Origin of the sequence: Bradyrhizobium sp. PMVTL-01, from assembly GCF_051861855.1 — a bacterium.
GTDB lineage: Bacteria > Pseudomonadota > Alphaproteobacteria > Rhizobiales > Xanthobacteraceae > Bradyrhizobium.
Map to the genome: position 1 here is coordinate 2,954,125 of NZ_CP193982.1, position 22,080 is coordinate 2,976,204.

Below are 22,080 nucleotides of genomic sequence, written 5' to 3' on the forward strand. Positions count from 1 at the left end.
GGCCGATGACGAAGTCCTGGCTGACGAATACCTGGCTGACGAATACTTGGCTGACCAACGCGGCAATAGCGGTTTGGATCTCGACCAATTCGGTTCTCATTCTCTTGTACGGCCTGGCTGGCATGAAGAGTCATCCAGCCGTGACCGCGGCTGTGATGATCGGGCCGCTCGTCGTTGTGGCGGGGACGTTTCGGCTCCGACGTGCTGACTATCTCTTTGCCGCGTTGGCCGCGCTGATGCTGGCTTCGGTGGCCGTAAACGGCAGCACGACGACGGGGCGCGATTACGTCCTGCTCGCCATTTCGATGGCCTCCTATCCGGCGTTCAGGGCTGTGGGAAGTCGCTTCGATCTCTCGCGCTTCTCCTACATCATGGCAGCGGTCGTTTTGGTCGGAACCGTGCTGACGGCCTGGGCAGTGGTCCACGACAAGAGCGGCGAGTTCAAGCCGCTGGTTTTGGGCTACCACGAAGGCCCGACCGTGTTTTGCCTGACGTGGGGCTTCCTGGTTTTTGCGCTTCTTTCGACCAACATGCCGCCTTTTCAATGGGGTCTCGCCGCCGTATTGATCGCCTTGCCTTCGTTCGTGTTTGCCGCGGCAATGGTGCGGCATCCTTTCGTCGCCCTGGGTCTGACGCTCGTCGCGACGGCGTGGACCGGCAGCCGGCGGCAGCTTGCGGTCGTCGGCGTGGTCTGTCTGACCAGTCTCGTTGGCTTGGCTGCCCGTCCCGCAACGTCCGGCAAGATCATCGGACTTGTCGTGCAGAATGTGCAGAAGCCGGTCGTGAGTTGCGATACCGAGGATACTTTTGCGATCCGGATCATCCTGACCAAGGAAGCCTTGAGCCTGCTGCCGAAAGCTGGCCTTCTCGGCCAAGGCGTAGGAACGTTCGCCCGGCAATCTTGCTACAAGACGGAGCCGCACAACATCGTGCTGCAAGTTGCGGTGGAGGCTGGTGTGACAGCGGCGGTGCTCTTGGTCGCACTGTTCATCGCGGCCCTGATATCGGCGGCAAGGCGAGCGCGCCTTGATTCCGCCGCCTCGTTCGTGTTTGCCGGCCTGGTATTCGTCGGGATCGAGTTCCTGATGAGCGGTTCGCTGACGAACTCGGCGCTGTTCTTCGGACTTATGGGATGGGCCGTCGGGCTGCCGCAGGAAGACGCGCGCGAGATCAGCGCCGAACCGCATCTGCTCGCCAGCCGGTAGCCGACGGGGCCGGCTGCAGGCTCACGTCCGGCAAGCCCGGCAGCGAGCCGCGGCGGATAAAGCTGCGAACAGTCTCAGGCGACTGCCAGCGAGTGCTTGAAATAGGCGATGGTCTCCTTCAGGCCGTCCTCGAGCGCGACCTTCGGCTCCCAGTTCAGAGCGGCCTTCGCCTTGGTGAGATCGGGCTGGCGCTGGCGCGGATCATCCTGCGGCAACGGCTTGAACTCCAGCCTGGAGCGCGATCCCGTGAGCTCGATGACCTTCTCGGCGAGCTCACGGATGGTGAACTCGGAATTGTTGCCGATGTTGATCGGGCCGGTGACGTCTTCGTTCGTCAGCATCAGCCGCATGATCGCCTCGACGAGATCGTCGACGTAGCAGAACGAACGGGTCTGGCCGCCGTCGCCGAACACGCTGATCGGCTCGCCCTTCAGCGCCTGGACGATGAAGGACGACACCACGCGGCCGTCATTGGGCTGCATGCGCGGGCCGTAGGTGTTGAAGATGCGCGCGACCTTGATCGGCAGGCCGTGCTGGCGCCAATAGTCGAAGAACAGCGTCTCGGCGCAGCGCTTGCCCTCGTCGTAGCAGGAGCGGATGCCGATCGGATTGACGTTGCCCCAGTAATCCTCGGTCTGGGGATGGATCAGCGGATCGCCGTAGACCTCGCTGGTCGAGGCCTGGAAGATGCGTGCCTTCAGCCGCTTGGCAAGGCCCAGCATGTTGATGGCGCCGTGCACCGAGGTCTTCGTGGTCTGCACGGGGTCGCGCTGATAGTGGATCGGCGAGGCCGGGCAGGCGAGGTTGAAGATCGCGTCGACCTCGATGTAGAGCGGAAAGGTGACATCGTGCCGGACCGCCTCGAACAGCGGATTGGCGATCAGATGGGCGATGTTGCGCCGGCTGCCGGTGAAATAATTGTCCGCCGACACCACCTCGGCGCCGGCATCGAGCAGTCGCTCGCAGATGTGCGATCCGATGAAGCCGGCGCCTCCGGTGACGAGGATGCGGCTGTTCTTGTAGCTTTCAAACGGCATGATCGGTTCCAGGTTGTCCGCGGCGGGGCGGGCTGAGTGGTATCGGCAACGGGCGGACTCGCCAATAGCGAAGTGAGCTCGGATGAAGGTATTTAGATACCCCTACTGTGCATGGGGTTGTTTTCGCACTTTTTCGGCCGGGTGGCTGCGAAGCGTCTAGAACTCCCGCCGCTTCAACCATGCCCGCGCCCCCCAATGGGCGAAGCACCAGGCCGATCGGACCAAGGAGAGATGCTCGACATTGCGGTAGATCTGCCAGACCCATTTGGCCGATCGCATCGGGCGGCTGGAAACCGAGGAGCCCCTGACCCGGTAGCGCGCCAAGTCCTCGTTGAGGCCAGATGCGGTGTGGCCGCGCTTCAGGATCGAGAGCCACAGGCAGAAATCGTCATAGCCCTCGTTCTTCATCGCGACGGGGCCGGCGATCTCGCGGTCGACCATCACGGTCAGGGTCGCGATCGCGGTATTCTTCAAGAGCTGCCCATAGCTGAGCGAGGCCGGCACCTCGATCAGCCGTCCGGTGACCGTGTTGGTCTCGTTGATGCGGCGGAAGGCGGTGTAGCTGAGCGCGGCCTGCTTCGCCTTCGCGAAGGCGAGCTGCCGCTCGAGCTTCTCCGGCAGCCACAGATCGTCGCTGTCGAGGAAGGCGAGATAGCGGCCCTGCGCGCGGTCGATCGCGGCCTGGCGCGCCAGCGCCGGCCCGCCGTTCTTCGCCTGCTGGATCAGCTTGACGCGCGGATCGCGCTCGCCGATCCCGGCGATGATCTCCGGCGTCCTGTCGGTCGAGCAGTCGTCGGCGATCAGGAGCTCCCAATCGGCAAAGGTCTGGCTCTGTACCGAGCGGATGGTCTCCTCGATCAGGCCTTCGACGTTCCAGGATGGTGTGATGATCGAGACGAGCGGCATGACGGGTCCGTTCAATTCGCGCGGGCGGGCTCAGCGATCGCGGCACGCAAGGAGGCCGCAAACGTATCGAGCAGCTTGGGATCGCTGATGTAGAGCTCGCCCGGATAAGACTTGCGCCAGGCCGATTCGAAATACGGCGCCCCGCTCGCCGGATCGAACGCCCCGGCGGAAAGCGCCTCGCGCAGCCGCCCGGGCACGTCCGCGAGACGGTCGACCGCATAGACCAGCGGGCAGGAGCGATAGAACGCATCGCCCATCACCACCACCGGCTTGCCGAGCAGCAAGGCTTCGGCGCCCGACTTGCTGTTCACGGAGATCACGGCGTCGGCGCGGTTGAGCACGGTGTAATTGTTGGTCTGGGGCGGCAGCAGCACGAAATTATCGAACCGGCGCGCCAGCTCGAACAGGCGGTCGGCAGAGATCGCGCCGATCTGGGCGGGGTGTTCCTTCACCACCAGGACATGCGAGTCCGGGATCGTGCGCAGCAGGAAGTCGACCGTCGCGACCTGGTCGAGATACTCGGGCGACCGCAGCGTCAGCGCCATGTCGGCCGGAACGTGGAAGGGATAGTAGACGAAGGGCGCCTCGGGGATCGGCTTGTAGAGCTTGCGCAGCCGGGTCGCATTGAGCGCCATCGCGGCGTGGACGCGGGCGTGGCGCAGATTGTGCCCGAACTCCTGGTGCTTGCCGAGTGCGAACTGGTCCCACAGCTTTTCGGAGAGGCGGCGGGCGTTGCGCAGGTTCACGACCTTCTTGAAGGCCGCCGAATAATGATGCTGGTCCTTCTTGGGAATGACGATGGCCCGCTGCGTCAGCGTGTCGTCGAGATAGGCTCGCACCTCCGGTGAAACCGCGCCCGCTGCCGTCGGCATCACGTCGGGCGCGCGAAGCGTGTCGGGCGTGAAGTACATGCGGCCGCGAAAGAACGACGGCTCGATGAACCAGTTGCGGATGTTGCGGCGCCGGGCGGCGTAGAAGCTCGCGATCACCGAGAGGAAGCCGCCGAGCTCCTGCACCAGTTCGACGCGCTTGCCTTGCCGCTCCAGGCGGTCGAGCACCGTCTCCATCGCATTGGCGTAGATCATGAAGCGCCGGCGCAGCGCGGCCGTATCGCGGATGCCGAAGGTGAAGCGCTCGTGGCTGAACAGGAAATTGGTCCCGTCCAGCCCGTAGGCGGTGACGCGCATATCGAACGCGCCGCGATCGTCGGACGAGGGGCCGGTCTTGAGGCCCTCGCGGTACATGTTCGTAACAGGCACGCCCTCGGCCGCCGACATCTCGGCGCTGCGGTCGTCGAAGGCGAGCAACTCGACATCGTTGCCGGCCGCACGCAGCCGTTGCGCGACCGGAAGCCAGAACCGGGTCTGGTATTCGGCGAGCGTGGTGATGAGAATGGTCTTTGCGGATGTGGACATGAGTCTATCGGGCGGGTTCGATGGCAATGCTCGCGAGCGGCAGGCCCGTCTCCGCGCAGTTCGCGCGCATTGCGGTGAATTGCGACGGGCTCGCGCCGTCATGCGTTGCGATCCGCTGAAGCAGCGTCCCGACGAAGGCGGGCTCGATCCGCTTGTCGCGCCGGGCCGGGTTGAACCGGCTGCGCAGCCGTTCGGTGACGGCCGATCCGAGCACGGCGCTGGCTGCGCCCTTGACGATCTGGCCGATGCTCGGCTTGTCGCGCGTGCCCTTCACGGTCGCGAGCAGCGAGACGTAAGGCCCGCGCGGACTCGTCGCGCGGGTCAGGACATCGGCGACGCGTTCGGCGGCCTTTCCGTCGTTGAGATGGAAGAAAGCCTCGATATCGGCGGCGTGAACGCCCGCGAAATCGAAGGTCTCGGTCTCGCGCTCGATGTGGTCGATCGCGCCAAGCAACTCGTCGAACGAATTGACCGGGCGGCTCACGCGCGCGGGCAGCGCGGCATGGCCGGCGGTGACCGGTGTGTTCAGATATTCGAGCTGGAGCGGAAGCTTTCCGAGCATGACGGATTCGACAGCCGTGCCGCAGTTGAGGTGAACGATCGCGGCCGCGTTGCGGATGCGGTCGAGCACGCTGCCGGTGCCGTCGACGAGGACGTTGCCGTGGCGCGCGAGCGCGGTGCGATAGACGTTCTCGCTCTCGAAAGGATGCGGTCGCACGAGAATGGTGCGGTCAGGCCTCGCGGCGGCGAGCCGGTCGATCTCGGCGAGGTAGTTTGTGAAGACCTGCTTCAGGTCCGCGATGAAGCGGTCGACATAAGGACCGTCCCAGCCCGCCCGCACCATGGCCTCGCGCTCGCCGCCCGGTTTTCCGGTAAAGCGTGAATTGACCAGCGGGAAGTTGGCGTTGACGAGCAGATAGCCGCGCGGTTCGCCGTCGAGCAGCGCGCGCCAACGCGGGGCCGCAAAATCGAAGCGCGGACATCCGGTGAGGTGCAACTGCTCCGGCTGCATGGTTCCCGCCGCCAGGAAGGCATCGTGGAGCCGGTTGCCCCAGAAGAAGTAGCCGGCCAGGATGTCGGCATAGCCACTTTGCCTGATGTGTGCGGCCATCGCCGGCGGCGAGTTGCCGCCTCTCTCCGCGAGCACGCCGCCTTCGGTGTCGAGAACATACAGCGCGAGGCCGGCCTTGGCGAAGCTGCGCATCAGGTCGAGATTGGCCGGCCGCGCGTAGTTGACGACCAGCGCATCGAGCCCGAGCCGCGGGACATCGACTGCCTGCTCATACATCGGCACCAGCATGACGGAGACGCCACGCCGTGCGAGCTGATAACCGAGCATGACTGCCCCTGGCAGGTCACGCTTGGGGTGATCGACCACCAGGCCTATGCGCAAGATTTCAGCTCCCGCCAGGTCTCGTGTCAGAGCCGCATCACAGCACGCTCGAGGTCCGTCAGGGGGCCGGCCGCGCGGAATCGCGCCGGCGGTTCGGGATAGATGCGCGGCTGCTGGATGTAGGTTGCGGTGTAGAGCAGGCGATTATGATCCGACAGGATCCGGCTTCCCATATGCAGGCAGCGGGCGGTGTTGACGATGAAGGACGACAAGCGGGGCGCGATCATTTCCTTGACCGCGTCGCGGCCGGTCTTGGCGAACACCTGCGCGTCGCTCATGTGGCTCTTGAGCGTGTTGCGGAATGGCTTCGACGGCCCAGCCGGAATGAAGGTGAACGGACCGTCGGCGGTGTTTTGCACGTCGGTCAGGTAGATGAAGAGCTTGCAGACGCGCTTGTCGTCGTGATCGAGATGCCAGAGCTGGGAGTAACTCAGCGCCTGGTTCGGAGTCGGTTGCGACAACGTCAGCAGCACGTCCGACAATTGCGGCAAGTCGTGCATGAAATCGCCGATGATGCGTAGCGCGGCCGGTTGCAGGGCATAGCGCACGAAGGGATGGTCGGTCGCAAAGGCGCCGTTGACGAGATCCTCGTCCAGCAGGCTGACCCAGAAGGACTTGTGACCGAGCTGCTGTTTGCCGGAGAGCTCGTTCAAGCGGCTCACCTTGTTGTCTGCGACGGCGGCGACGGCTTGCGCGAGGCCGCGGTCCATTAGCGAGGATACATCCACGTAGCCGTCCTGGTCGAGCTTTCGGCTTGCCTCGCTCCATTCCGCTTTCGAGGGAAGCTGATCAAGCAGCGCGACGCGCCTGGCCCGTGCGCCCGGTTGCAGAGTTGTCAGGGCGGCTTTGGTGACCCAGCCGAGATCTGTCCGGTTGATGTGCCACAAGAGGCGGCGAAACTGGTTGATCTTCTGCTTCTTCGGGGCGGGTCGTTCGACCGCCGTGTTGATGGCCGTCATGTGGGCTCCCAGCAATACAAAAAACCATCATTGTGGATTGTCGGCGCGAACGGCATCCGTTCACGCGCCAAGATGCGGACTCGTCCCTGTCGCTCGTACTCGTCGAGTGTCGAGAACAGCTGCGTCTGGTAGTCGACCGAGCGGATGTAGAGAAAGCTGACGATATCTCGCGGGCTTGCGAGGTTCAGCAGCTCCGTCGTCGGCTCGATGTTGATGACACGCTTCGGCTTCGCCGCGATGATGTTGTCCACCACCTTGCGCACGTCATAAGGAATCTGCTCGATGCAGAAATAGGTGAAGACGACCTGGTCCCTGATGGCGGAATAGCTCGGGTCGCTACCGTCGGTCAGGTCGATCCTGTCGAGCGAAATCCGATCCGACAGGCCATAATGCGCGGCGATCTCGCGGCCCGCGGCTACCCCGTTCGGCGCGATGTCGAATCCGTGCAGCCTCCAGTCGGGATGGTGGAGGTGAAGCGCCAGCAGATTGTAGCCGTAGCCGGCGCCGAGCTCGACGATTTCCGTGGTGCCGCCGGCGTGCCGCGTGAGCAGTTCGCCGAGCGCTCTGGCGCGGTAGCGGTAGTAGTCGTCGGCCGGGATCCTGCAAATCCGATTATCGACCTTGCGCAGAGCCAGTTCGGGATTCTTCGGGACCAGGAAATCGCTGACGCTGGCGGCCGTCGTCCAGGTCTTTGCCGACAGCATCCGTTGCCAATGTGTAAGATTGTACTCGGAGTTGACGACGTCGACGGTGCGCTTCACACGGCGCATTGCGAGCCGGCCGATGCTCCTTGCCGCATCGAGGGCGTAGGCCGCTGCTCGATCCGACAATGATGCCGGAGCGAAATCTTCGATGGGGGTATTCCGGATTGTGGCGTGCGTGTTCATTCAGCTGCTTTTGGATGTCAGTCCCATCAATTGTCCGACTGCTGGAAATACTGTCCGGTGCCGCTTCTCGAGGACCAGGAAGTATTGGAGCACCCAGGCGATCAGACAGAAAACCAGGGAACCGGCCGCGAGCTTTAGCACGCTGTCAAAGCGAATGTAACCTGCAATTGTTGCCAGAAAAGCGCTTGCCAGGACAAGAATTGCGAACTGGGTTCCAACCACTTTCGCGAAGCGGTTACGCTCGAGTTCGAGTGCGCCACGCAGCTCTGCGAGCTGCCAGGGTAGGATGGCGATGCACCCGACCACCTGGCCGAGAATAAGGGCACGTTCGGCGAAAAGATGCAATGTCGCGGCGGAGACTGCCGCCCAGATCAGGAGCTGAATGGCCATCAGCTTGTTGAGCCGGGCCTGCACCTCCGGCCGGGTCAGGAAGATGAGGCTGCCGATCGCGACGTATTGCGCGCAGATCGGAACCAGGAAGCTCAGGCCCATCCAGAACGCGTAGGGCGCAAGAATAGAACCGATCCAGATGTTCATGATTTCGGGCGAGAAGATAGCGGTCGCGGCAAGCGGCGGCACCACGAACATCGGCATCATGACGAGTCCGAGGTCGCCGAGGCGCTGGAACGAGGTCGCGCTGCCGCGCTCGTCGAGACGGCTGGCCACGGGAAGCAGGGCGGATGTCAGAAGGCTGACGACGACCTTGGAGACCCGCGACAATCGCACCAGCGCGTCGTAAGTGCCGACCGCCTTGGGGCCGAACAACAGTCCGATCAGAAACGGTTGAAGGGGGCCGGAGATGCCGCCCATCAGCTTGCCTTGCAGAAGCAGCACGCAGCGATGCAGGATATCCTGCCGGACGTCGGGGGTCCATGGCAGCAATCGCACGTGCTTGTGCCGCAGGGCGACCAACGCGGCAATCCCGACGACGACGGCACGAACCACGAGCGTGGCGAGATAGATGTAAGCGACCACCTCAAAACCCGCCGCCGCCCACGAGGCTGCGAATGTCAGACCGACATAGGCCGCCGTCGACGTGACCTCTGCGGCGCGGAGCAGGTTGTAGCGCTCGAACCCTTTGACGATACCTTCCCACACCAGTGCCGGAACGAAGATCAGATTCGCGAGCGCCGTGTAGTGCATGATCCGGGTGAACGTCTCCAGATGCGTGGAATCGACCTTCATCACGATGATGAGCAGTGGCGTCGCGAACCAGATCGCGGCGCTCGTGATCAAGGTGAGGGCAATGGAGACCATCCCCAGAAAGGCGATCTGGCGGCTCGCCTGGGCCCAATTGCGGTGCTCTCTCGCGCGTGCGACGACCTGGGTGGCGACCTCGGATAGACCGAGGTCCAGCACCGCCATCATGCCGCTGGGCAGCAGCAGTCGCGAGATGACGATGAGGCCGAACTCGGTCACGCCCCAGGTCTGGATGATCAGCGGGATGACCAGAAGGCCAAGCAACGCGGCCACGCCGAAGGCGAGCGCCGAAATCACCGTATTCTGGATCAGGCGCTTGATCATGGGTGCCTTGCTACCACGCGCTCAGCCCGCCATCGACCGCGATGTTCTGGCCGGTCACGTAGGACGCCGCGTCGGACACCAGAAACAGCATCGCGCCCACCATCTCGTCGGCACGGGCCATGCGGCCGAGCGGAATGCGGGCGCCGTAGCGCTGCTTGAAGGTCTCGTTCTGGCCGCTCTCGACACCGCCCGGGGTTAGCGTGTTGACGCGAACGCCCTTCGCCGCCCAATAGGTCGCCAGGTGCTTGGTCAGCCCGATGACCCCGGCCTTGGAAGCCGTGTAGACCGCAGGCGTGTTGATGACGCGGCCGAGATATTCGGAGCCCTCGTAGATGCGCTGGTCCGGGGCCATCAGTCCGTAGATCGAGGCCGTTTGCACGATGGCGCCATAGCCGCGCTCGGCCATTCGGCCGCCGAACACCTGCGCGACGTTGAACATGCCGTCGAGATTGACCGCCATGATCTCCCGCCAGGTGTCCTGCGAGAATTTCTCGACGGGGGCAAAGAAAGCGTCGAGGTCGCGCGCCTTGCTCGCGGCGTTGTTGAGGAGGATCGAGACCGGTCCGAGGTCGGCTTCGAGCGCATCGGCCGTGTTGCGCACGGCGTCGGGCTGGGTGATGTCGCAGCCATAGCCTTTGGCGCGGATAGAGTGGTGCGAGGCGAGGTCGGCGGCCGCCGCGTCAGTCGCGGCCTGGTCGAGATCAACGATCGCGACATTGGCGCCGAACTCGGCGAGGCCCTCGGCGAAGCGACGCCCGAGAATGCCGCATCCGCCGGTCACCACGGCGGTGCGGCCAGTCAGATCGAACAGAGCCTTGAAGCTCGTGGTCATCGCTAAAGCCCCCTCAGGCGTTCAGTCGTTGGCGCAGCAGCAGTTCCACCAACGCGAAATCGAGATCGGAATCGATATCGATCGAGCGCTCTTCCGGCATTTCGAACAGGCGCGTGTCCGGATAGAAGACCGCGGGCCGCTCCAGAAACGGCGCGACGCGCCAGACGTAGATCGACGCGTTCATGTCGAAGCAGCGCGGCGCATCCTGCCGTCGCGTGATCGGAGGATCGGCGGTTTTGGAGAGGCCGACGCTACCGTCGGTGCGCTGCTCGACCAGGTTGAAATAGGGCGAGCGCCGTGCCGGCGCCCCGGTAATGACATTGCGGGCGCCGCTCTCGCGCAGCAGTGCCACGGCACCGGTGATGTCAGAGGCGAGCCGGAGCGGCGAGGTGACGTCGAGATCGACGAAGATCTCCGGCGTCGTGCCGGTTTTCGCGATGGCCTGCTCGACGCAATGACGGATCGCCGGAAGCTTTGGTGCGGTGTCGGTCGCCATCTCGTCCGGGCGCTTGACCGCGATATCGGCGCCCGCCTTCAGCGCCGCCTCGAGCAGAGCGTCTGAATCGCTGCTGAAGGCGATCGCATCGAACAGGCCGGTCTCGCGCGCCTGCGCGATGCTCCAGGCGAGCACGGGCTTGCCGAGGAGGTCGCGCGCATTCTTGCCGACGACCCCCTTCGAGCCGCCTCGCGCGCAGATGGTGCAGACAAGGCTCACGGCGATACCCAGGTCTTGCTGCGCAGCGCGCGTTCGCTGGCGTCGATCAAATGCACGACGCCGAGCGCCTCAGGCAGGGAGCAGGCCGGGCGCGCGCCCCGCATCGCCGCGAGATGCATGTCGCGATAGCTCTGGTCCCGCTCGCTGGCGAGCTCCCTCGCCGTGCCGTTGATGCTCAGGCGGCTGCCGACGAGATCGGCCTCGATGGTGTCGTCCTCGACGTTGACGCGGATGCGGCGGATGCCCTGGCGGTCGAGATAATCCATGTGGACGTGTACCGATGGCGCCCGCTGCATGTCGAGCAGCAGATCGAGATGGTCGTCGACGTCGATGTCGCGCGCGCCGGAGGCGCCGCCGAGCGCTGCGACCCGATGCCATGGCCCGAACAGCCACAGCAGATAATCCAGCTCGTGGCTGAGATCCCTGAGGACGCCGCCACCGGCGTCCGTCGTCGCGGATGCGGTGGTGCGATGGTCGCGGCCGGGCCGCCAGTCCCTGATGTCCTGCCCGACATAGGCGGCGACCGTGATCGCCTCGCGCCCGCGCAGTTGTTCGACAAGGGCCGTCATGACCGGATGGAAGCGCAGATTGTATCCGACGCTGACATGGGCGAACGGATATTTCGGCGGCGCCGCCGCCGTCGCGAACAGCGGCTTTTCGACCAGGACCGCGCCGCGGAAGCCGGCCTGCGCGAGCGCCTGCAGGTCGTCGGCATGGCGCGCCGTTTCGGTGGCAATCACCGCGTAATCGGGATGGGCGCCGGCGACGGCCTCTCCGATCGACCCATAGTCGCCGCCCTCTCGGCGGCTCACCGTCGCCACGGCGAGGCCAAGCTCGCGCAGGATCCGTGCATGCCTTGTGCCGATCGAGCCGAGGCCGATCACGACGGCTTTTGTCGAGGTCACGAGAAGACCTCATGAAACTCCGCGTGCGCCTGCTCGAAATCCTCCAGGCGGCCGATGTCGAGCCAGTATTCACGGATGGGATAGACCGCAACACGGCCCTCGCCGGCGATCACGCGCTCCAGCACGGTCGGCATGTCGATCCTGACCCCGGGCGCGACATGGCGGAAGACGGAACTTCCAATCACATAGATGCCGGCGCTGACGAACCAGCTTTCGGTCGGCTTCTCGCGAATGGCCTGGAGGAAGCCTTCCGACGTGGAAACCACGCCATATGGGACGTTCACCTTGTGCTCGCGGACGGCCATTGTCGCTTCCGCGGGCGTTCCATTGTGGAAGTCGAGAAGCGCGCCGTAATTGATCGTGGTGAGGATATCGCCGTTGGTGACGATCATCGGCAGATCCGGCGGCGTCGGAAACAGCCCGAGTGCACCGGCCGTGCCGAGGCGTTCGGTCTCGTGTACGTACTGGATATTGGCGCCGAACGCGGCGCCGTCGGCGAAGTGACCCTTGATCGTCTCGGCCTTGTAGTTGACCGACATGTAGATGTTGGAAAAACCCTGCTGGACCACGTTGCGGACAATGGTCTCGAGCAGGGGCCTGCCGCCGACATTGAGCATGGGCTTGGGCACGTCGCGCGTCAGCGCGCCCAGGCGCTCGCCGAGACCGCCGGCCATGATCAGGACCGGATTGGCATATTGGCGCGGCTCGAGCAGCTCATCGAGCGTCTCCACCAAGACCAGATGGCCGCCTTCGTCAATAAGTGGGAGCTGCTTGATCGATTTGTGCCGCATCAGATGCAGGCGGTCGTCGCGGGAGAGCGTCGCAGGAGCCGACACCGGCGCACGGTTCATGATGTCGGTGGCAAGCCCGGTGAGCGGGATACCGCGCAGCAGCCCGCGCCTGACGTCGCCGTCGGTGACCACGCCGAGCAGGCGGTTCTGGTCACCGAGCACCAGCGCAATCTGGATGCTCCCGCTCTCGATCGCGGCAATGGCCTCGCCCACGGTCGCCTGCGTTCCAACGACGGCCTTACGCCAGGATTTCATGGCAATCTGTCTCGTATACGGCAGGTATTGGCGGCGGCCCAACGGGTGAGCCTGCTATATCGCGGCTGCGAGAGGCGGCGTCAACCCCGCCGGGCCGTCCGGCGTTGTCCTTGTTAATTCTCGGCTTTTCAGGCCCGGTCCGGCGGTTTGAAGTGTCGTGGGCCGGTCGCTAAGATTGGTGCGGCTTGAGGGAATCGCGATGGACGATCTGATCATCATTGGCGGCGGCGAACATGCCTTCATGGTCTACGAGGCGGCGCTCCTGTCGGGCCAGTTCAACATCATCGGTTTCCTCGATCGCCAGCTGGGAACGCTGGGGGATGCGCGCTATCTCGGGACCGATGACGTTGCGCCGAACTATCCGGATGCCGCCTTCGTGGTCGGAATCGGAACGATGCAGGCCGGGCCCGCGCGCCGGCAGATGATCGGCCGGATGCAACTCAGGCGCTGGGCGTCGGTGATTCATCCACGCGCGTTCGTCTCGCCGTCGGCAACGATCGGCGCGGGTTGCGTCGTCATGCCGGGGGCGATCGTCAATGCGCGAAGCATGATCGGCCATCACTGCATCATCAATTCGAGCGTCGTCGTCGAGCACGACGTGCGCGTCGGTCACTACACGCATCTCTCGCCGGGAACGGTGGTCGGCGGCGGCGCGGAGATCGGCGACAACTGCTTTGTCGGCCTCGGCAGCCGTGTCCGCGATCACATTTCCATCGGCAACGATACGCTGGTGGCGATGGGCTCCGTCGTCACGGGTTCTTGGCCGCCCGGGTCCGTACTGCGCGGAGTTCCCGCAAAGCCTCGCCGTTAAACCGGATCGTCGGGCTCGAGCGCCTGCGGCGCCGCGGTTCCGATCAGCGACCAATACTCGATCGGAGGCCGCCCCGCGCCCGGCCGCTTGGCGGTGATGTCGGCCGGGCCGATGATCTCGCCGGCCTTCAGCGCGCGCGCAGCCACGATGCTCTTGCGAGCCACAGGCACATTCCTGACCTCCGACTCTTTCGGCGTCTTCATGCCATCGCCGAGCGCGGCCTCGACGTTGCGAATAGCGCTGACCATCCGCTTGAAATCGTCAGGCTCGAGCGAGGCCGCGTGGTCGGGACCGGGCGCATTGCGATCCAGCGTCAGGTGCTTCTCGATGATGGTTGCGCCGAGCGCAACCGCGGCGACCGAAATCTCGAAACCGTCGGTGTGATCGGAGTAGCCGACCGGAAGCTGGAATGCGGATCGCATCGTCGCCATCGCGGCGAGGTTCACATCCGTGATGGGGCAGGGATATTCGGTCGTGCAATGCAGCAGGCTGACGTGCCGCGCCAGCGCGGCGCGCGCCGCCGGATCGCGCCATGCCGCGCGGAACGAGGCAATGCCGGCCGCATCGCTACGCTGCGCGTAGCCATGCGCCAATACGCCCAGCGCTTCCTCGACCTCGCCGAGCGTCGCCATGCCCGTCGACAGGATCAGCGTGGCGCCGGCCCTTGCTGCCGCGTGCAGTAGCGGGGCATTGGTGAGATCGCCTGATCCGATCTTGATGCGTGGCAGCTTCAGCGACAGCAGGAAGCCGAGGGAGGCATCATCGAACGGCGTCGACAGGAATTCGATGCCGCGTTCGGCAGCGTGCGCGATCAGCGTGTGGTGCGCGGCCTGCGGCAGTTCCAGCCGCTCCAGCATGGCGAGCTGGCTCTCGGCGGCGTCGGTCGTGCGTTGCTGATAGTCCGCCTTCTTCGCCGCTCCGCCCGCCAGCGCCTTCGCATTGAAGGTCTGGAACTTGACGATGTCGGCGCCGGCATCGGCTGCCGCATCGACGAGGCCCAGTGCCTTGTCCAGGCTGCCGTCGTGATTGACGCCGGCTTCCGCGATGATCAGCGTGTGCGTCGTCATGGCCGCGCTCCGCTTGCGGGAAGTTCGTGGAAGCTTTTCTTCAGGAGCTGCCGGAAATCTGGAATGCCGGCGATGATGTCGGCAAAGCGCCGGCTGGAATCGCCGCCGCCATAGGGATTGACGGTATCCTTCTGGCCGCGCTGAAGCGCTTGCGAGATCGCCGCGCCGATCGCACCGCGCTCGGATGCGGCGTGAAACACCGACGCGGCGCGCTCGCGTCCCTTCTGGCGGTCGCCGACATCGACCGTGGGAACGCCGAATGACGGCGCTTCGAGGATGCCGCTCGACGAATTGCCGATCACAACGTCCACCTGGCTCATCAGGCTGAGATAGCGGAGCTGCCCGAGCGAGGCGACCGCGATCGTGTTCGGCCGGCTTGCCGCGAAGGCCTTGGTGCGGTCGTTCAGCGCGCGTCCCTCGGCATCGGCATTGGCGAGCGTGAAGATAAGACGGAATTCGGGATCGAGCCTCGACAGCGCCGCGAACAGCTCGTCGAGCTCGGCCATCGAGCGGCCAGCCTCCACCGTGACCGGATGGAACGTCACGAGCGCATTGTGCTCGCCGAGCGGCATGCCGACCGCGCGGCCGATACTGTCGCGGTCCATCAGGTCGAGACGCTTGATCGCGTCGATGCCGACCGAACCGATGGTGTGAATGCGGGATGGATCTTCGCCGAGCTGGACCAGCCGCCGCGCCGATCCCGCATTGCTGGCAAAATGCAGGTGCGACATCTTGCTGATGGCGTGCCGAATGGATTCGTCGACCGCGCCTTCGGTGACGTCGCCGCCGAAAAGATGCGCCATCGGCAGCCGCATGAACATTGCGGCCTGTGCGGCCGCGAACATCTCGAAGCGGTCGCCGAGCAAAACCACGAGATCGGGTCGCAGCCGCGCGAAGGCGTCGGCAAATCCGATCGCGCCGAGCCCGACCGATTTCGCGACGCCTGCGCCGGTGTCACTCGCAAGCAGCGTCTCGACCCGCTCGTCGACCTCGAATCCCTCCTCGCCGATGGTGCTGAAGGTGTAGCCGAACTCCGGCGCGAGATGCATGCCGGTAGCGATGAGCTGGAGCGTCAGGCCTGATGCCTCGCGGATCGCGCGCATCGGCCAGATCAGCAGTCCGAAATCGGCCCGGCTGCCGGTGACGAAGCAGATCTTTCGCGCGCCGTTATTCATCCCGGGCCCTGATGCTGGCGCTGCTCGGCAGGTTGATCAGGCGGCGCTCGATCGATTCGGCGGTGGCGAGATCGCCGCGCGGGCTCTGCGCGAACATCGGCAGGCGGTGCATGAGGGTCCAGGCCGGGCGCGCGCCGAAGCCGGCTTCGTTCAGCGCCGTGAGCACGTCGTCGCGCTGCCCGGCACAGGCCTCGTCGAGCAGGATCGCGTTCAGCCAGTAATTGCTCGTGGTGGCATCGGGCTCACGCGAGAAGCGCACGCCGGGCACATCCGCAAAGACGCGGTCGTAAGCCGCCGCCAGCCGGCGCTTGCTCGCCAGGAAGCCCTCGAGCTGCTCGAGCTGGGCGCAGCCGAGCGCGGCGTTCAGATTGGGCAGGCGGTAGTTGAAGCCGACCTCGTCGTGCACGAAGGCCCATTTGTGCGGCAGCTTCGCGGTGGTGGTGAGATGCTTGGCGCGGCGTCCGAGCTCCTCGTCATTGGTGAGGATGGCGCCGCCGCCGCCGGTGGTGACGATCTTGTTGCCGTTGAAGCTCAGCGCCGCGAGCCGCGCCTGAGATCCGACGGCGTGGCCCTTGTAGGTCGAGCCCAGCGATTCCGCGGCATCCTCCACCAGCGCAATGTTCCAGTCGCGCGCGATCGCGGCGATCTCGTCGAGCTGGACGGGATGCCCGAAGGTGTGCATCGGCGAGATCGCGGCGATGCGGCGTCCGGTCTCCCGATTGACCGTGCCCTTGGGCGTGCGCTCCGCGATCGCCCCGAGCCGCGCGGCGAGGGCGCGCGGGTCCATGCCGAGGGTGATAAACGAGCTGTCGACGAAATGCGGCACTGCCCCGCAATAGGCGATCGCGTTGGTGGTCGCGATGAAGGTCAGTGCCGGCGACATCACCTCGTCGCCGGGCTCGACGCCGGTGAGGCGGAAGCAGGCATGCAGCGCGGCCGTGCCATTGACGACGGCGACCGCGCGCCTTGCGCCCGTCACCTCTTCCAGCATGCGCTCGAAGCGGTCGACGAACGGGCCGACCGAGGAGACGAAGGTGCTCTTGATGCACTCTTCGAGATAGGCGACCTCGTTGCCCGCAAACACCGGTTCGTGCAGGCCGAGGATGCCGTTGGGCGTGCCCGCTGCGCGGCGGACGGCATCGACCACGGCCTTCGGATCGAAGGCGAGCGCTTTGGTCACGGCCGGTTTCACCGTTGCCTCAGACATTGTAGACGTCCGCCTTGTAGCGGCTGAGATTGGCGGGATTGGTGAACCAGCTCACTGTCTTCTCGATGCCGCGGCGCATGCCGTCGAGCCCGCCGAATTCCGGCGCCCAGCCGAGTTGCTGGCGTGCCTTGGAATTGTCGGCCCACAGCCGCTCGACTTCGCTGTTGGCCGGACGCAGGCGCGCCTCGTCGGTCTCGATCTCGATCTTCACGCCCATCACGTCGGCGATCATCTCGACGGTCGCGCCGACCGAGATCTCGAAGCCGCTGCCGAGATTGATGGTTTGGCCGACGCATTGTTCGGCCGGCGCGGTGAGGCCTGCGATCAGGCCGCGCGCGGTGTCGGTGACGAAGGAGAAGTCGCGGGTGGGACTGACCGCGCCGAGACGGATCCTGCGCTTGCCGGTCGCGATCTGGCTGATGATGGTCGGGATCACCGCGCGCGCCGACTGCCGCGGTCCATAGGTGTTGAACGGCCTGATGACGACGACCGGCATGTCGAACGAGGCCTGGAACGACAGCGCCATCTGGTCGGATGCGATCTTCGAGGCCGAGTAGGGCGATTGGCCGACCAGCGGATGGTTCTCCTTGATGGGCACGATCTGAGCGGTGCCATAGACCTCGCTGGTCGAGGTCTGCACGAACCGCCGAACGCCGGCCATGCGCGCCGCCTGGAGCACGTTGACGGTGCCGCGCACATTGGTCTCGACATAGGAATCGGGCGCGACATAGGAGAAGGGAATCGCGATCAGCGCCGCCAGGTGCAGCACGTCGGTGCAGCCGCTGGCGGCCGCGATCATGAAGTGGGGATCGCGGATGTCGCCGGCGACCACCTCCACGGACTTCATGATGTCCGTTGGAACCGTGTCCAGCCAACCCCAGGAATTGAAGGAGTTGTAGTAGACGACGGCCTTGACGCGGGCTCCGGCCTTCACCAGCTCCTCGACGACATGCGAACCGATGAAGCCGTCGCTGCCGGTAACGAGGACGCGGGCGTCCCTCAGATCTGCCATGCCGGACCCCAGAAGCCGATTAAGCCAGTATTCGCAACAAGATGGCCGCTATAGCACACTGGCCGTCGTGCGCAACAGAGCAGCGCCCGAAACCTGCCAAATGCCCGCGGATGCAGCATTTTTTTGCAAGGCCATCTAAGCCTTGCCGGCCGGGTTCAGGTGCGCTCTCACGAACGCCTCGAGATTGCCGCCCTCGAACAGATGGCCAGGAACGCCGGCAGCCTGCGCGGCCTCGAGGTCGCTCGGCTTGTCGCCGATCACCATGCTGCGCGTCATGTCGACCGGAAAACGCTGCGCGAGGTCCGTGATCATGCCCGGCGCCGGCTTGCGGCGGTCGCTCGTGCGGCAATAGCGCGCGACGGTGCCGTCGGGATGATCGGGGCAATATTCGAAGGCGTCGATATGCGCGCCGATCTCCGCCATCTGGTCCGCCATCCAGCGATGCAGGGTGACGACGTGATGCTCCTCGTAGTAGCCGCGAGCGACGCCGGATTGATTGGTGATGACGAAGGCGAAGTAGCCGGCGTCATTGACCGCCTTCACCGCCTCGCGGGCCCCTTCGATCCATTGAAGCTTTTGGGTCTCGAACGTGTAGCCGGAATCGTGGTTGAGCACGCCGTCGCGATCGAAGAACACGGCGGGGCGCCGCAACTTCTCGCGCAGCTCGCGATCGGCGCGCGCGAAATCGTCGGGGATACCGATGTCGATGAAATAGCCGCGATAGGCGGTGCCGCGCAGCTCGCCGAACCTGACGAGGCCGGGGAACACGTCCTGCTCGAGCGAGGCGGGAAGCTTCGCGATATCGGCGAGAACGGACTTGTCGACGACGTAGATGCCGGCATTGACCGGTCCGGTGGCGCCTGCGCCCGGGGCTATGAAGTCACGCACAACGTCGCCGTCGAGCACAACGCGCCCGTAGCGGTCTCCGACGACGCCGTCGCGCAGTGCCATGTGAACGCGGCCGCCCTGCGCGCGCGCGATCAGATCCAGCAGGTTGAAGTCGAACAGCGAGTCGCCATTGAGCAGCACGAAACGGTCGTGCAAGAGGTCGCGCGCATGCACGAGCGCACCGCCGGTACCGAGCGGCTCCGTCTCGCGCGACACGAGGATGCGCGTCTGTCCCCTGGCGGCCGCGGCGTAGTGCGTCTCGACGATCTCCGCCTTGTGCCCCGCAAGCAGGACGATTTCATCGAACATGCCATAGCGCGCGAGTTCATCGATCAGCGTATCGAGGAACGGCCGCCCACCGATGTCGAGCATCGGCTTGGGAACCAGCCTGGTGCGCTCGCCAAGCCGGGTGCCAAGCCCGCCGACGAGGATCACGGCCTGTCTCAGCACGGAGCGGGAAGTTTGCGACATGGATCGTGCTATCGGTGAAAGGCGAATGTCATTCCAATGTCCATACCGCGCTACTGCTCATTGCGCCAGATGGCCGTCGCCGTGACAGAGAACGCCGAGGCTCATCGCTCGCATGGAATGCGAACGACAGCGGTCTGCCTGTTTGCAAACAGCGGCTGGAACGGCCCTGCGCGAAGCGATTTGACGAACCCGGAATCCAGCGGATCCGTTGGCGGAAAATAGGGGAGACGCTCACCTGCATTGAGACGAATCCAATCGATGGTACGCGGGTTGATCACGGCGACGAGCTGCCAGGTATCTTGGCCCTTCCCCAGCATATCCTGGATCGCGTCGCGATCCGCATCCTCCGTCGCATCCGGGATTTGCGGTGCGCTCGCTGGTGGCTCAGCCGGCTCGGCCGGCGCCGGCGCTTTCTCGGTACGGACAGGCCGCAGAATTCCGCCCAGGGCGTCCGACCTGCCCATCTGAAAATTCGTCTCCTGATTGATATTCTGCAACAGCGGTCGGATGGTGGTGCAGGCCTCGGCAAGCCGCCGCCCCCCGTCGCCCGGCTCGACGATCGCGGAAATGACAGTGCGCATCCGCTTGGCGAGGGCCTCGTTCACGGTATCCAGATTCGAGAACATGTAGGCGGCCGGGGCACCCGTCAGGGCCTGGATTACGCCGAGCGTGTAGGGATCTGACAGCAGGATGCCCTTTCTCAGGTTGTGGTGCAGCCAACCCGCCGCGTCGAGGTCGCTCGCATTGTAGTGCGTGATGGCCGTGGCGCCGCTCGGAAGAGTTCCGTAGCTGTAACTCTTCGACATGCCGGATAGTCCGGCGCGGTCGAGGGCCACGCCGAACCCGACGATGGCCGCAAGCGCGCAGATCTGAATCCATCTCGGCCGGATGAACGTCATCGGCACGAGCGCCAGAAGGAGAACCGCTCCCGCGATCTCGGTCGGCCGAAGGAAATCCTGGTAACGCGAGGACGGCAGATCGGGCCGCCAGGTGAAGGTGTAGACCGCCAGCACGAGGCCAGCAGCGAGCAGGGTGACGGTGATTGCCGCAGAAGCTCGCCGCCGGAAGGGAACGGGAATGGGGTCAATGAGCAGCTGGCAGAACACTTCGGTCGCGGTGATCGTGAGCAGGGCCAAGACGATCATGGTGGTTCGGTAGAGGAACGGAAAGCCTGACAGCACGGCAATGGCGAGGCTGCAGCCGACTGTCCACGACCACAGCAGTATCGACACGCGCGCGATTTGAGCAGGGTTGGAACGGGCGTCTGAGGGGGTGGCGGACCGATTGATCCACCACCAGGCCATCGCCATCGCGATGCATACGGCAAACAGCGGGCCGATGGCCCTGGCCAGCTCGATCATCGCGACCTCCGGGCCGGCGCCGAGGAACAGTTCGTCGCCGCTTTGAATTTTTCTTCCCAGCACCAGCCCGGTGACGAGGGAGAACATCAAGTTGGCGTTTGCCGACTGCAGATAGCCGAGGCGCATTGCCAAGATGCAGGCGACGATTCCGCATATGACCAACGGCAGTACGATTGACAGGGCGCGCAAAAGGCCCAGATTTCCCGGGCGGCGCGACGTCTGAAGCAGGATGAGTAGGTAGCCGAGCCAGGCGGCAAGGACGACAGGGATGAACATATAGGACCCGCGGTGCGCGAGCAGCAGCGTCGCGGACCATGCGCAACCGATGAAGAGCACGCCCTCCCGCCGATTGGTCTTGCCCTGAACCCTGAACAGCAGCAGCCCTCCCGCGAGGAGCGCGAGCAGCAGCGTGTTGTTGTTCAGGATGAAGGCGGTGAAGAGCGAGGCGACCGCACTCAGGATCAGCAACGCGACCGGGCCCGCCTGGAAATCCTCCTTCCCATCTCGCCTAGCCTCGCCGAGAAGGACGCCGAGAAAAACCACGCTCCCGGCAAGCGCCAGGCTGCCATTGGTCAGCAACCCGATGCCGTTGCCGGCCGCGGCGAAGAAGAAGGCGATCCATTTCCGCGTTGGTTCGGAATAGACCCCCTCCGCAAAGGCGTAGAAGGCCAGAAGGAAAAACAGGATCGAGAAATAGCGGTAGGTCCACCCGAACTGCAGGAGATCGAGGCCCAAGGTGCCGGCCAATGCTCCCGCCAGCGCCGAGCGAAGGTCGACGTAGGATTGCGAGGCGTAAGGATTGATGACGCCGCTATCGGCGTATTCCTGCGCGGTCTTCATCCAGTGAACGTCGGCGCCGATATCCGAGTAGGGGAAGTGGGAAAACGCGCCGAACGTCCACCACCACGTAACGAGCGCCATCGGTAGCGCCAACAGAAACCACAGCATGATCCCCCTGGCGTCGCCGGCGCGCGGGCGCCAGACCGGCCAGGTCCATGCCAGTCCGAAGGCGGACAGCGCAGTCATGATTGCCAGATGAAGGCGGATGTCGCCGATCAGCGCGGAGCAGAGCCCGAGAATAATGCCGACAGCGGAGGCGCCGATCGCATATCCCAGCACGACGTACTGAACCCTTGTCAGCCGGCTCGTCTTGACCAACTCCAGCGGCGTGATCGCCAGGATGGAAAGGCCTGTGCCGAGCTGAATCGGGAAGAACACGAACGTCAAAAGCAATGTATTCATCCACATCGCAACATTCCTAAAA

General features: G+C 64.7%; 19 protein-coding genes. 2 read left to right on the plus strand and 17 right to left on the minus strand.

The genetic code is table 11. From position 1 onward, the window contains the following. The first annotated feature begins 5 nt into the window (after positions 1–5). Entirely contained in the window at positions 6–1,205 is a 1,200-nt protein-coding gene (locus tag ACRQ5Q_RS13475; protein ID WP_439398240.1) for an O-antigen ligase family protein, read from the plus strand. 74 nt (positions 1,206–1,279) lie between these two features. On the opposite strand, the gene ACRQ5Q_RS13480 is transcribed toward ACRQ5Q_RS13475, so the two are convergent. The 11 genes from ACRQ5Q_RS13480 to ACRQ5Q_RS13530 form a co-directional block, all read right to left on the minus strand. Further along, on the minus strand, positions 1,280–2,242 hold the full coding sequence (locus tag ACRQ5Q_RS13480; protein ID WP_439398242.1) for a UDP-glucuronic acid decarboxylase family protein: 963 nt from the start codon (positions 2,240–2,242) through the stop codon (positions 1,280–1,282). 156 nt (positions 2,243–2,398) lie between these two features. Continuing rightward, complete coding sequence (locus ACRQ5Q_RS13485; protein ID WP_439398244.1) at positions 2,399–3,148, minus strand: glycosyltransferase family 2 protein; 750 nt, start codon at positions 3,146–3,148, stop codon at positions 2,399–2,401. Positions 3,149–3,159: 11 nt separating this feature from the next. Next, on the minus strand, positions 3,160–4,563 hold the full coding sequence (locus ACRQ5Q_RS13490) for a capsular polysaccharide export protein, LipB/KpsS family (RefSeq protein WP_439398245.1): 1,404 nt from the start codon (positions 4,561–4,563) through the stop codon (positions 3,160–3,162). Between the two features lie 4 nt (positions 4,564–4,567). After that, the gene (locus ACRQ5Q_RS13495) at positions 4,568–5,956 is read right to left on the minus strand and encodes a surface carbohydrate biosynthesis protein (protein ID WP_439398247.1); all 1,389 of its coding nucleotides are present in this window, start codon (positions 5,954–5,956) and stop codon (positions 4,568–4,570) included. Positions 5,957–5,982: 26 nt separating this feature from the next. Further along, entirely contained in the window at positions 5,983–6,915 is a 933-nt protein-coding gene (locus tag ACRQ5Q_RS13500; protein WP_439398249.1) for a hypothetical protein, read from the minus strand. Beyond that, positions 6,912–7,802, minus strand: a complete 891-nt coding sequence (locus ACRQ5Q_RS13505; protein ID WP_439398251.1) for a class I SAM-dependent methyltransferase — start codon at positions 7,800–7,802, stop codon at positions 6,912–6,914. Before ACRQ5Q_RS13505 ends, ACRQ5Q_RS13500 begins: the two co-directional genes overlap by 4 nt. Then, positions 7,803–9,221 (minus strand): hypothetical protein, encoded by a 1,419-nt coding sequence (locus ACRQ5Q_RS13510; RefSeq protein WP_439398253.1) that lies wholly within the window; start codon positions 9,219–9,221, stop codon positions 7,803–7,805. A 115-nt stretch (positions 9,222–9,336) separates the two neighbouring features. Continuing rightward, on the minus strand, positions 9,337–10,158 hold the full coding sequence (locus ACRQ5Q_RS13515; RefSeq protein WP_439398255.1) for an SDR family oxidoreductase: 822 nt from the start codon (positions 10,156–10,158) through the stop codon (positions 9,337–9,339). A gap of 13 nt (positions 10,159–10,171) precedes the next feature. Further along, complete coding sequence (locus ACRQ5Q_RS13520) at positions 10,172–10,873, minus strand: acylneuraminate cytidylyltransferase family protein (RefSeq protein ID WP_439398257.1); 702 nt, start codon at positions 10,871–10,873, stop codon at positions 10,172–10,174. Then, on the minus strand, positions 10,870–11,778 hold the full coding sequence (locus ACRQ5Q_RS13525; RefSeq protein WP_439398259.1) for a Gfo/Idh/MocA family protein: 909 nt from the start codon (positions 11,776–11,778) through the stop codon (positions 10,870–10,872). The genes ACRQ5Q_RS13520 and ACRQ5Q_RS13525 overlap by 4 nt, the downstream gene beginning before the upstream one ends. Beyond that, positions 11,775–12,824: a nucleotidyltransferase family protein gene (locus ACRQ5Q_RS13530; RefSeq protein WP_439398260.1), complete on the minus strand. Its 1,050-nt coding sequence runs from the start codon at positions 12,822–12,824 to the stop codon at positions 11,775–11,777. Before ACRQ5Q_RS13530 ends, ACRQ5Q_RS13525 begins: the two co-directional genes overlap by 4 nt. A 199-nt stretch (positions 12,825–13,023) precedes the next feature. Between ACRQ5Q_RS13530 and ACRQ5Q_RS13535 the strand changes: the two genes are divergently transcribed. Beyond that, positions 13,024–13,635: an acetyltransferase gene (locus ACRQ5Q_RS13535; protein WP_439398262.1), complete on the plus strand. Its 612-nt coding sequence runs from the start codon at positions 13,024–13,026 to the stop codon at positions 13,633–13,635. On the opposite strand, the gene neuB is transcribed toward ACRQ5Q_RS13535, so the two are convergent. The 6 genes from neuB to ACRQ5Q_RS13565 form a co-directional block, all read right to left on the minus strand. Then, positions 13,632–14,702: an N-acetylneuraminate synthase gene (neuB, locus tag ACRQ5Q_RS13540; protein ID WP_439398264.1), complete on the minus strand. Its 1,071-nt coding sequence runs from the start codon at positions 14,700–14,702 to the stop codon at positions 13,632–13,634. The genes ACRQ5Q_RS13535 and neuB overlap by 4 nt on opposite strands. Next, positions 14,699–15,877: a UDP-N-acetylglucosamine 2-epimerase gene (gene neuC, locus ACRQ5Q_RS13545; protein WP_439398266.1), complete on the minus strand. Its 1,179-nt coding sequence runs from the start codon at positions 15,875–15,877 to the stop codon at positions 14,699–14,701. The genes neuB and neuC overlap by 4 nt, the downstream gene beginning before the upstream one ends. Beyond that, positions 15,870–17,084 (minus strand): LegC family aminotransferase, encoded by a 1,215-nt coding sequence (locus ACRQ5Q_RS13550; RefSeq protein WP_439398268.1) that lies wholly within the window; start codon positions 17,082–17,084, stop codon positions 15,870–15,872. Before ACRQ5Q_RS13550 ends, neuC begins: the two co-directional genes overlap by 8 nt. Further along, entirely contained in the window at positions 17,077–18,096 is a 1,020-nt protein-coding gene (locus ACRQ5Q_RS13555) for an NAD-dependent 4,6-dehydratase LegB (RefSeq protein WP_439398270.1), read from the minus strand. Before ACRQ5Q_RS13555 ends, ACRQ5Q_RS13550 begins: the two co-directional genes overlap by 8 nt. 135 nt (positions 18,097–18,231) lie before the next feature. Then, positions 18,232–19,455, minus strand: coding sequence for an HAD-IIIA family hydrolase (locus ACRQ5Q_RS13560; protein WP_439398272.1), 1,224 nt, complete (start codon positions 19,453–19,455; stop codon positions 18,232–18,234). A gap of 101 nt (positions 19,456–19,556) precedes the next feature. Next, positions 19,557–22,064 carry a hypothetical protein gene (locus ACRQ5Q_RS13565; protein WP_439398274.1) on the minus strand — a complete coding sequence of 836 codons (2,508 nt, stop codon included), beginning with the start codon at positions 22,062–22,064 and terminating at the stop codon, positions 19,557–19,559. Positions 22,065–22,080: the final 16 nt, after the last annotated feature.

What these genes read in the sequence shown, in the direction of transcription:
- ACRQ5Q_RS13475 (WP_439398240.1), top strand. Translation starts at nt 6, where the DNA reads ATGACGAAGTCCTGGCTGACGAATACCTGGCTGACGAATACTTGGCTG.
- ACRQ5Q_RS13480 (WP_439398242.1), bottom strand. Translation starts at nt 2,242, where the DNA reads ATGCCGTTTGAAAGCTACAAGAACAGCCGCATCCTCGTCACCGGAGGC.
- ACRQ5Q_RS13485 (WP_439398244.1), bottom strand. Translation starts at nt 3,148, where the DNA reads ATGCCGCTCGTCTCGATCATCACACCATCCTGGAACGTCGAAGGCCTG.
- ACRQ5Q_RS13490 (WP_439398245.1), bottom strand. Translation starts at nt 4,563, where the DNA reads ATGTCCACATCCGCAAAGACCATTCTCATCACCACGCTCGCCGAATAC.
- ACRQ5Q_RS13500 (WP_439398249.1), bottom strand. Translation starts at nt 6,915, where the DNA reads ATGACGGCCATCAACACGGCGGTCGAACGACCCGCCCCGAAGAAGCAG.
- ACRQ5Q_RS13505 (WP_439398251.1), bottom strand. Translation starts at nt 7,802, where the DNA reads ATGAACACGCACGCCACAATCCGGAATACCCCCATCGAAGATTTCGCT.
- ACRQ5Q_RS13515 (WP_439398255.1), bottom strand. Translation starts at nt 10,158, where the DNA reads ATGACCACGAGCTTCAAGGCTCTGTTCGATCTGACTGGCCGCACCGCC.
- ACRQ5Q_RS13530 (WP_439398260.1), bottom strand. Translation starts at nt 12,824, where the DNA reads ATGAAATCCTGGCGTAAGGCCGTCGTTGGAACGCAGGCGACCGTGGGC.
- ACRQ5Q_RS13535 (WP_439398262.1), top strand. Translation starts at nt 13,024, where the DNA reads ATGGACGATCTGATCATCATTGGCGGCGGCGAACATGCCTTCATGGTC.
- neuB (WP_439398264.1), bottom strand. Translation starts at nt 14,702, where the DNA reads ATGACGACGCACACGCTGATCATCGCGGAAGCCGGCGTCAATCACGAC.
- neuC (WP_439398266.1), bottom strand. Translation starts at nt 15,877, where the DNA reads ATGAATAACGGCGCGCGAAAGATCTGCTTCGTCACCGGCAGCCGGGCC.
- ACRQ5Q_RS13550 (WP_439398268.1), bottom strand. Translation starts at nt 17,084, where the DNA reads ATGTCTGAGGCAACGGTGAAACCGGCCGTGACCAAAGCGCTCGCCTTC.
- ACRQ5Q_RS13555 (WP_439398270.1), bottom strand. Translation starts at nt 18,096, where the DNA reads ATGGCAGATCTGAGGGACGCCCGCGTCCTCGTTACCGGCAGCGACGGC.
- ACRQ5Q_RS13560 (WP_439398272.1), bottom strand. Translation starts at nt 19,455, where the DNA reads ATGTCGCAAACTTCCCGCTCCGTGCTGAGACAGGCCGTGATCCTCGTC.
- ACRQ5Q_RS13565 (WP_439398274.1), bottom strand. Translation starts at nt 22,064, where the DNA reads ATGTGGATGAATACATTGCTTTTGACGTTCGTGTTCTTCCCGATTCAG.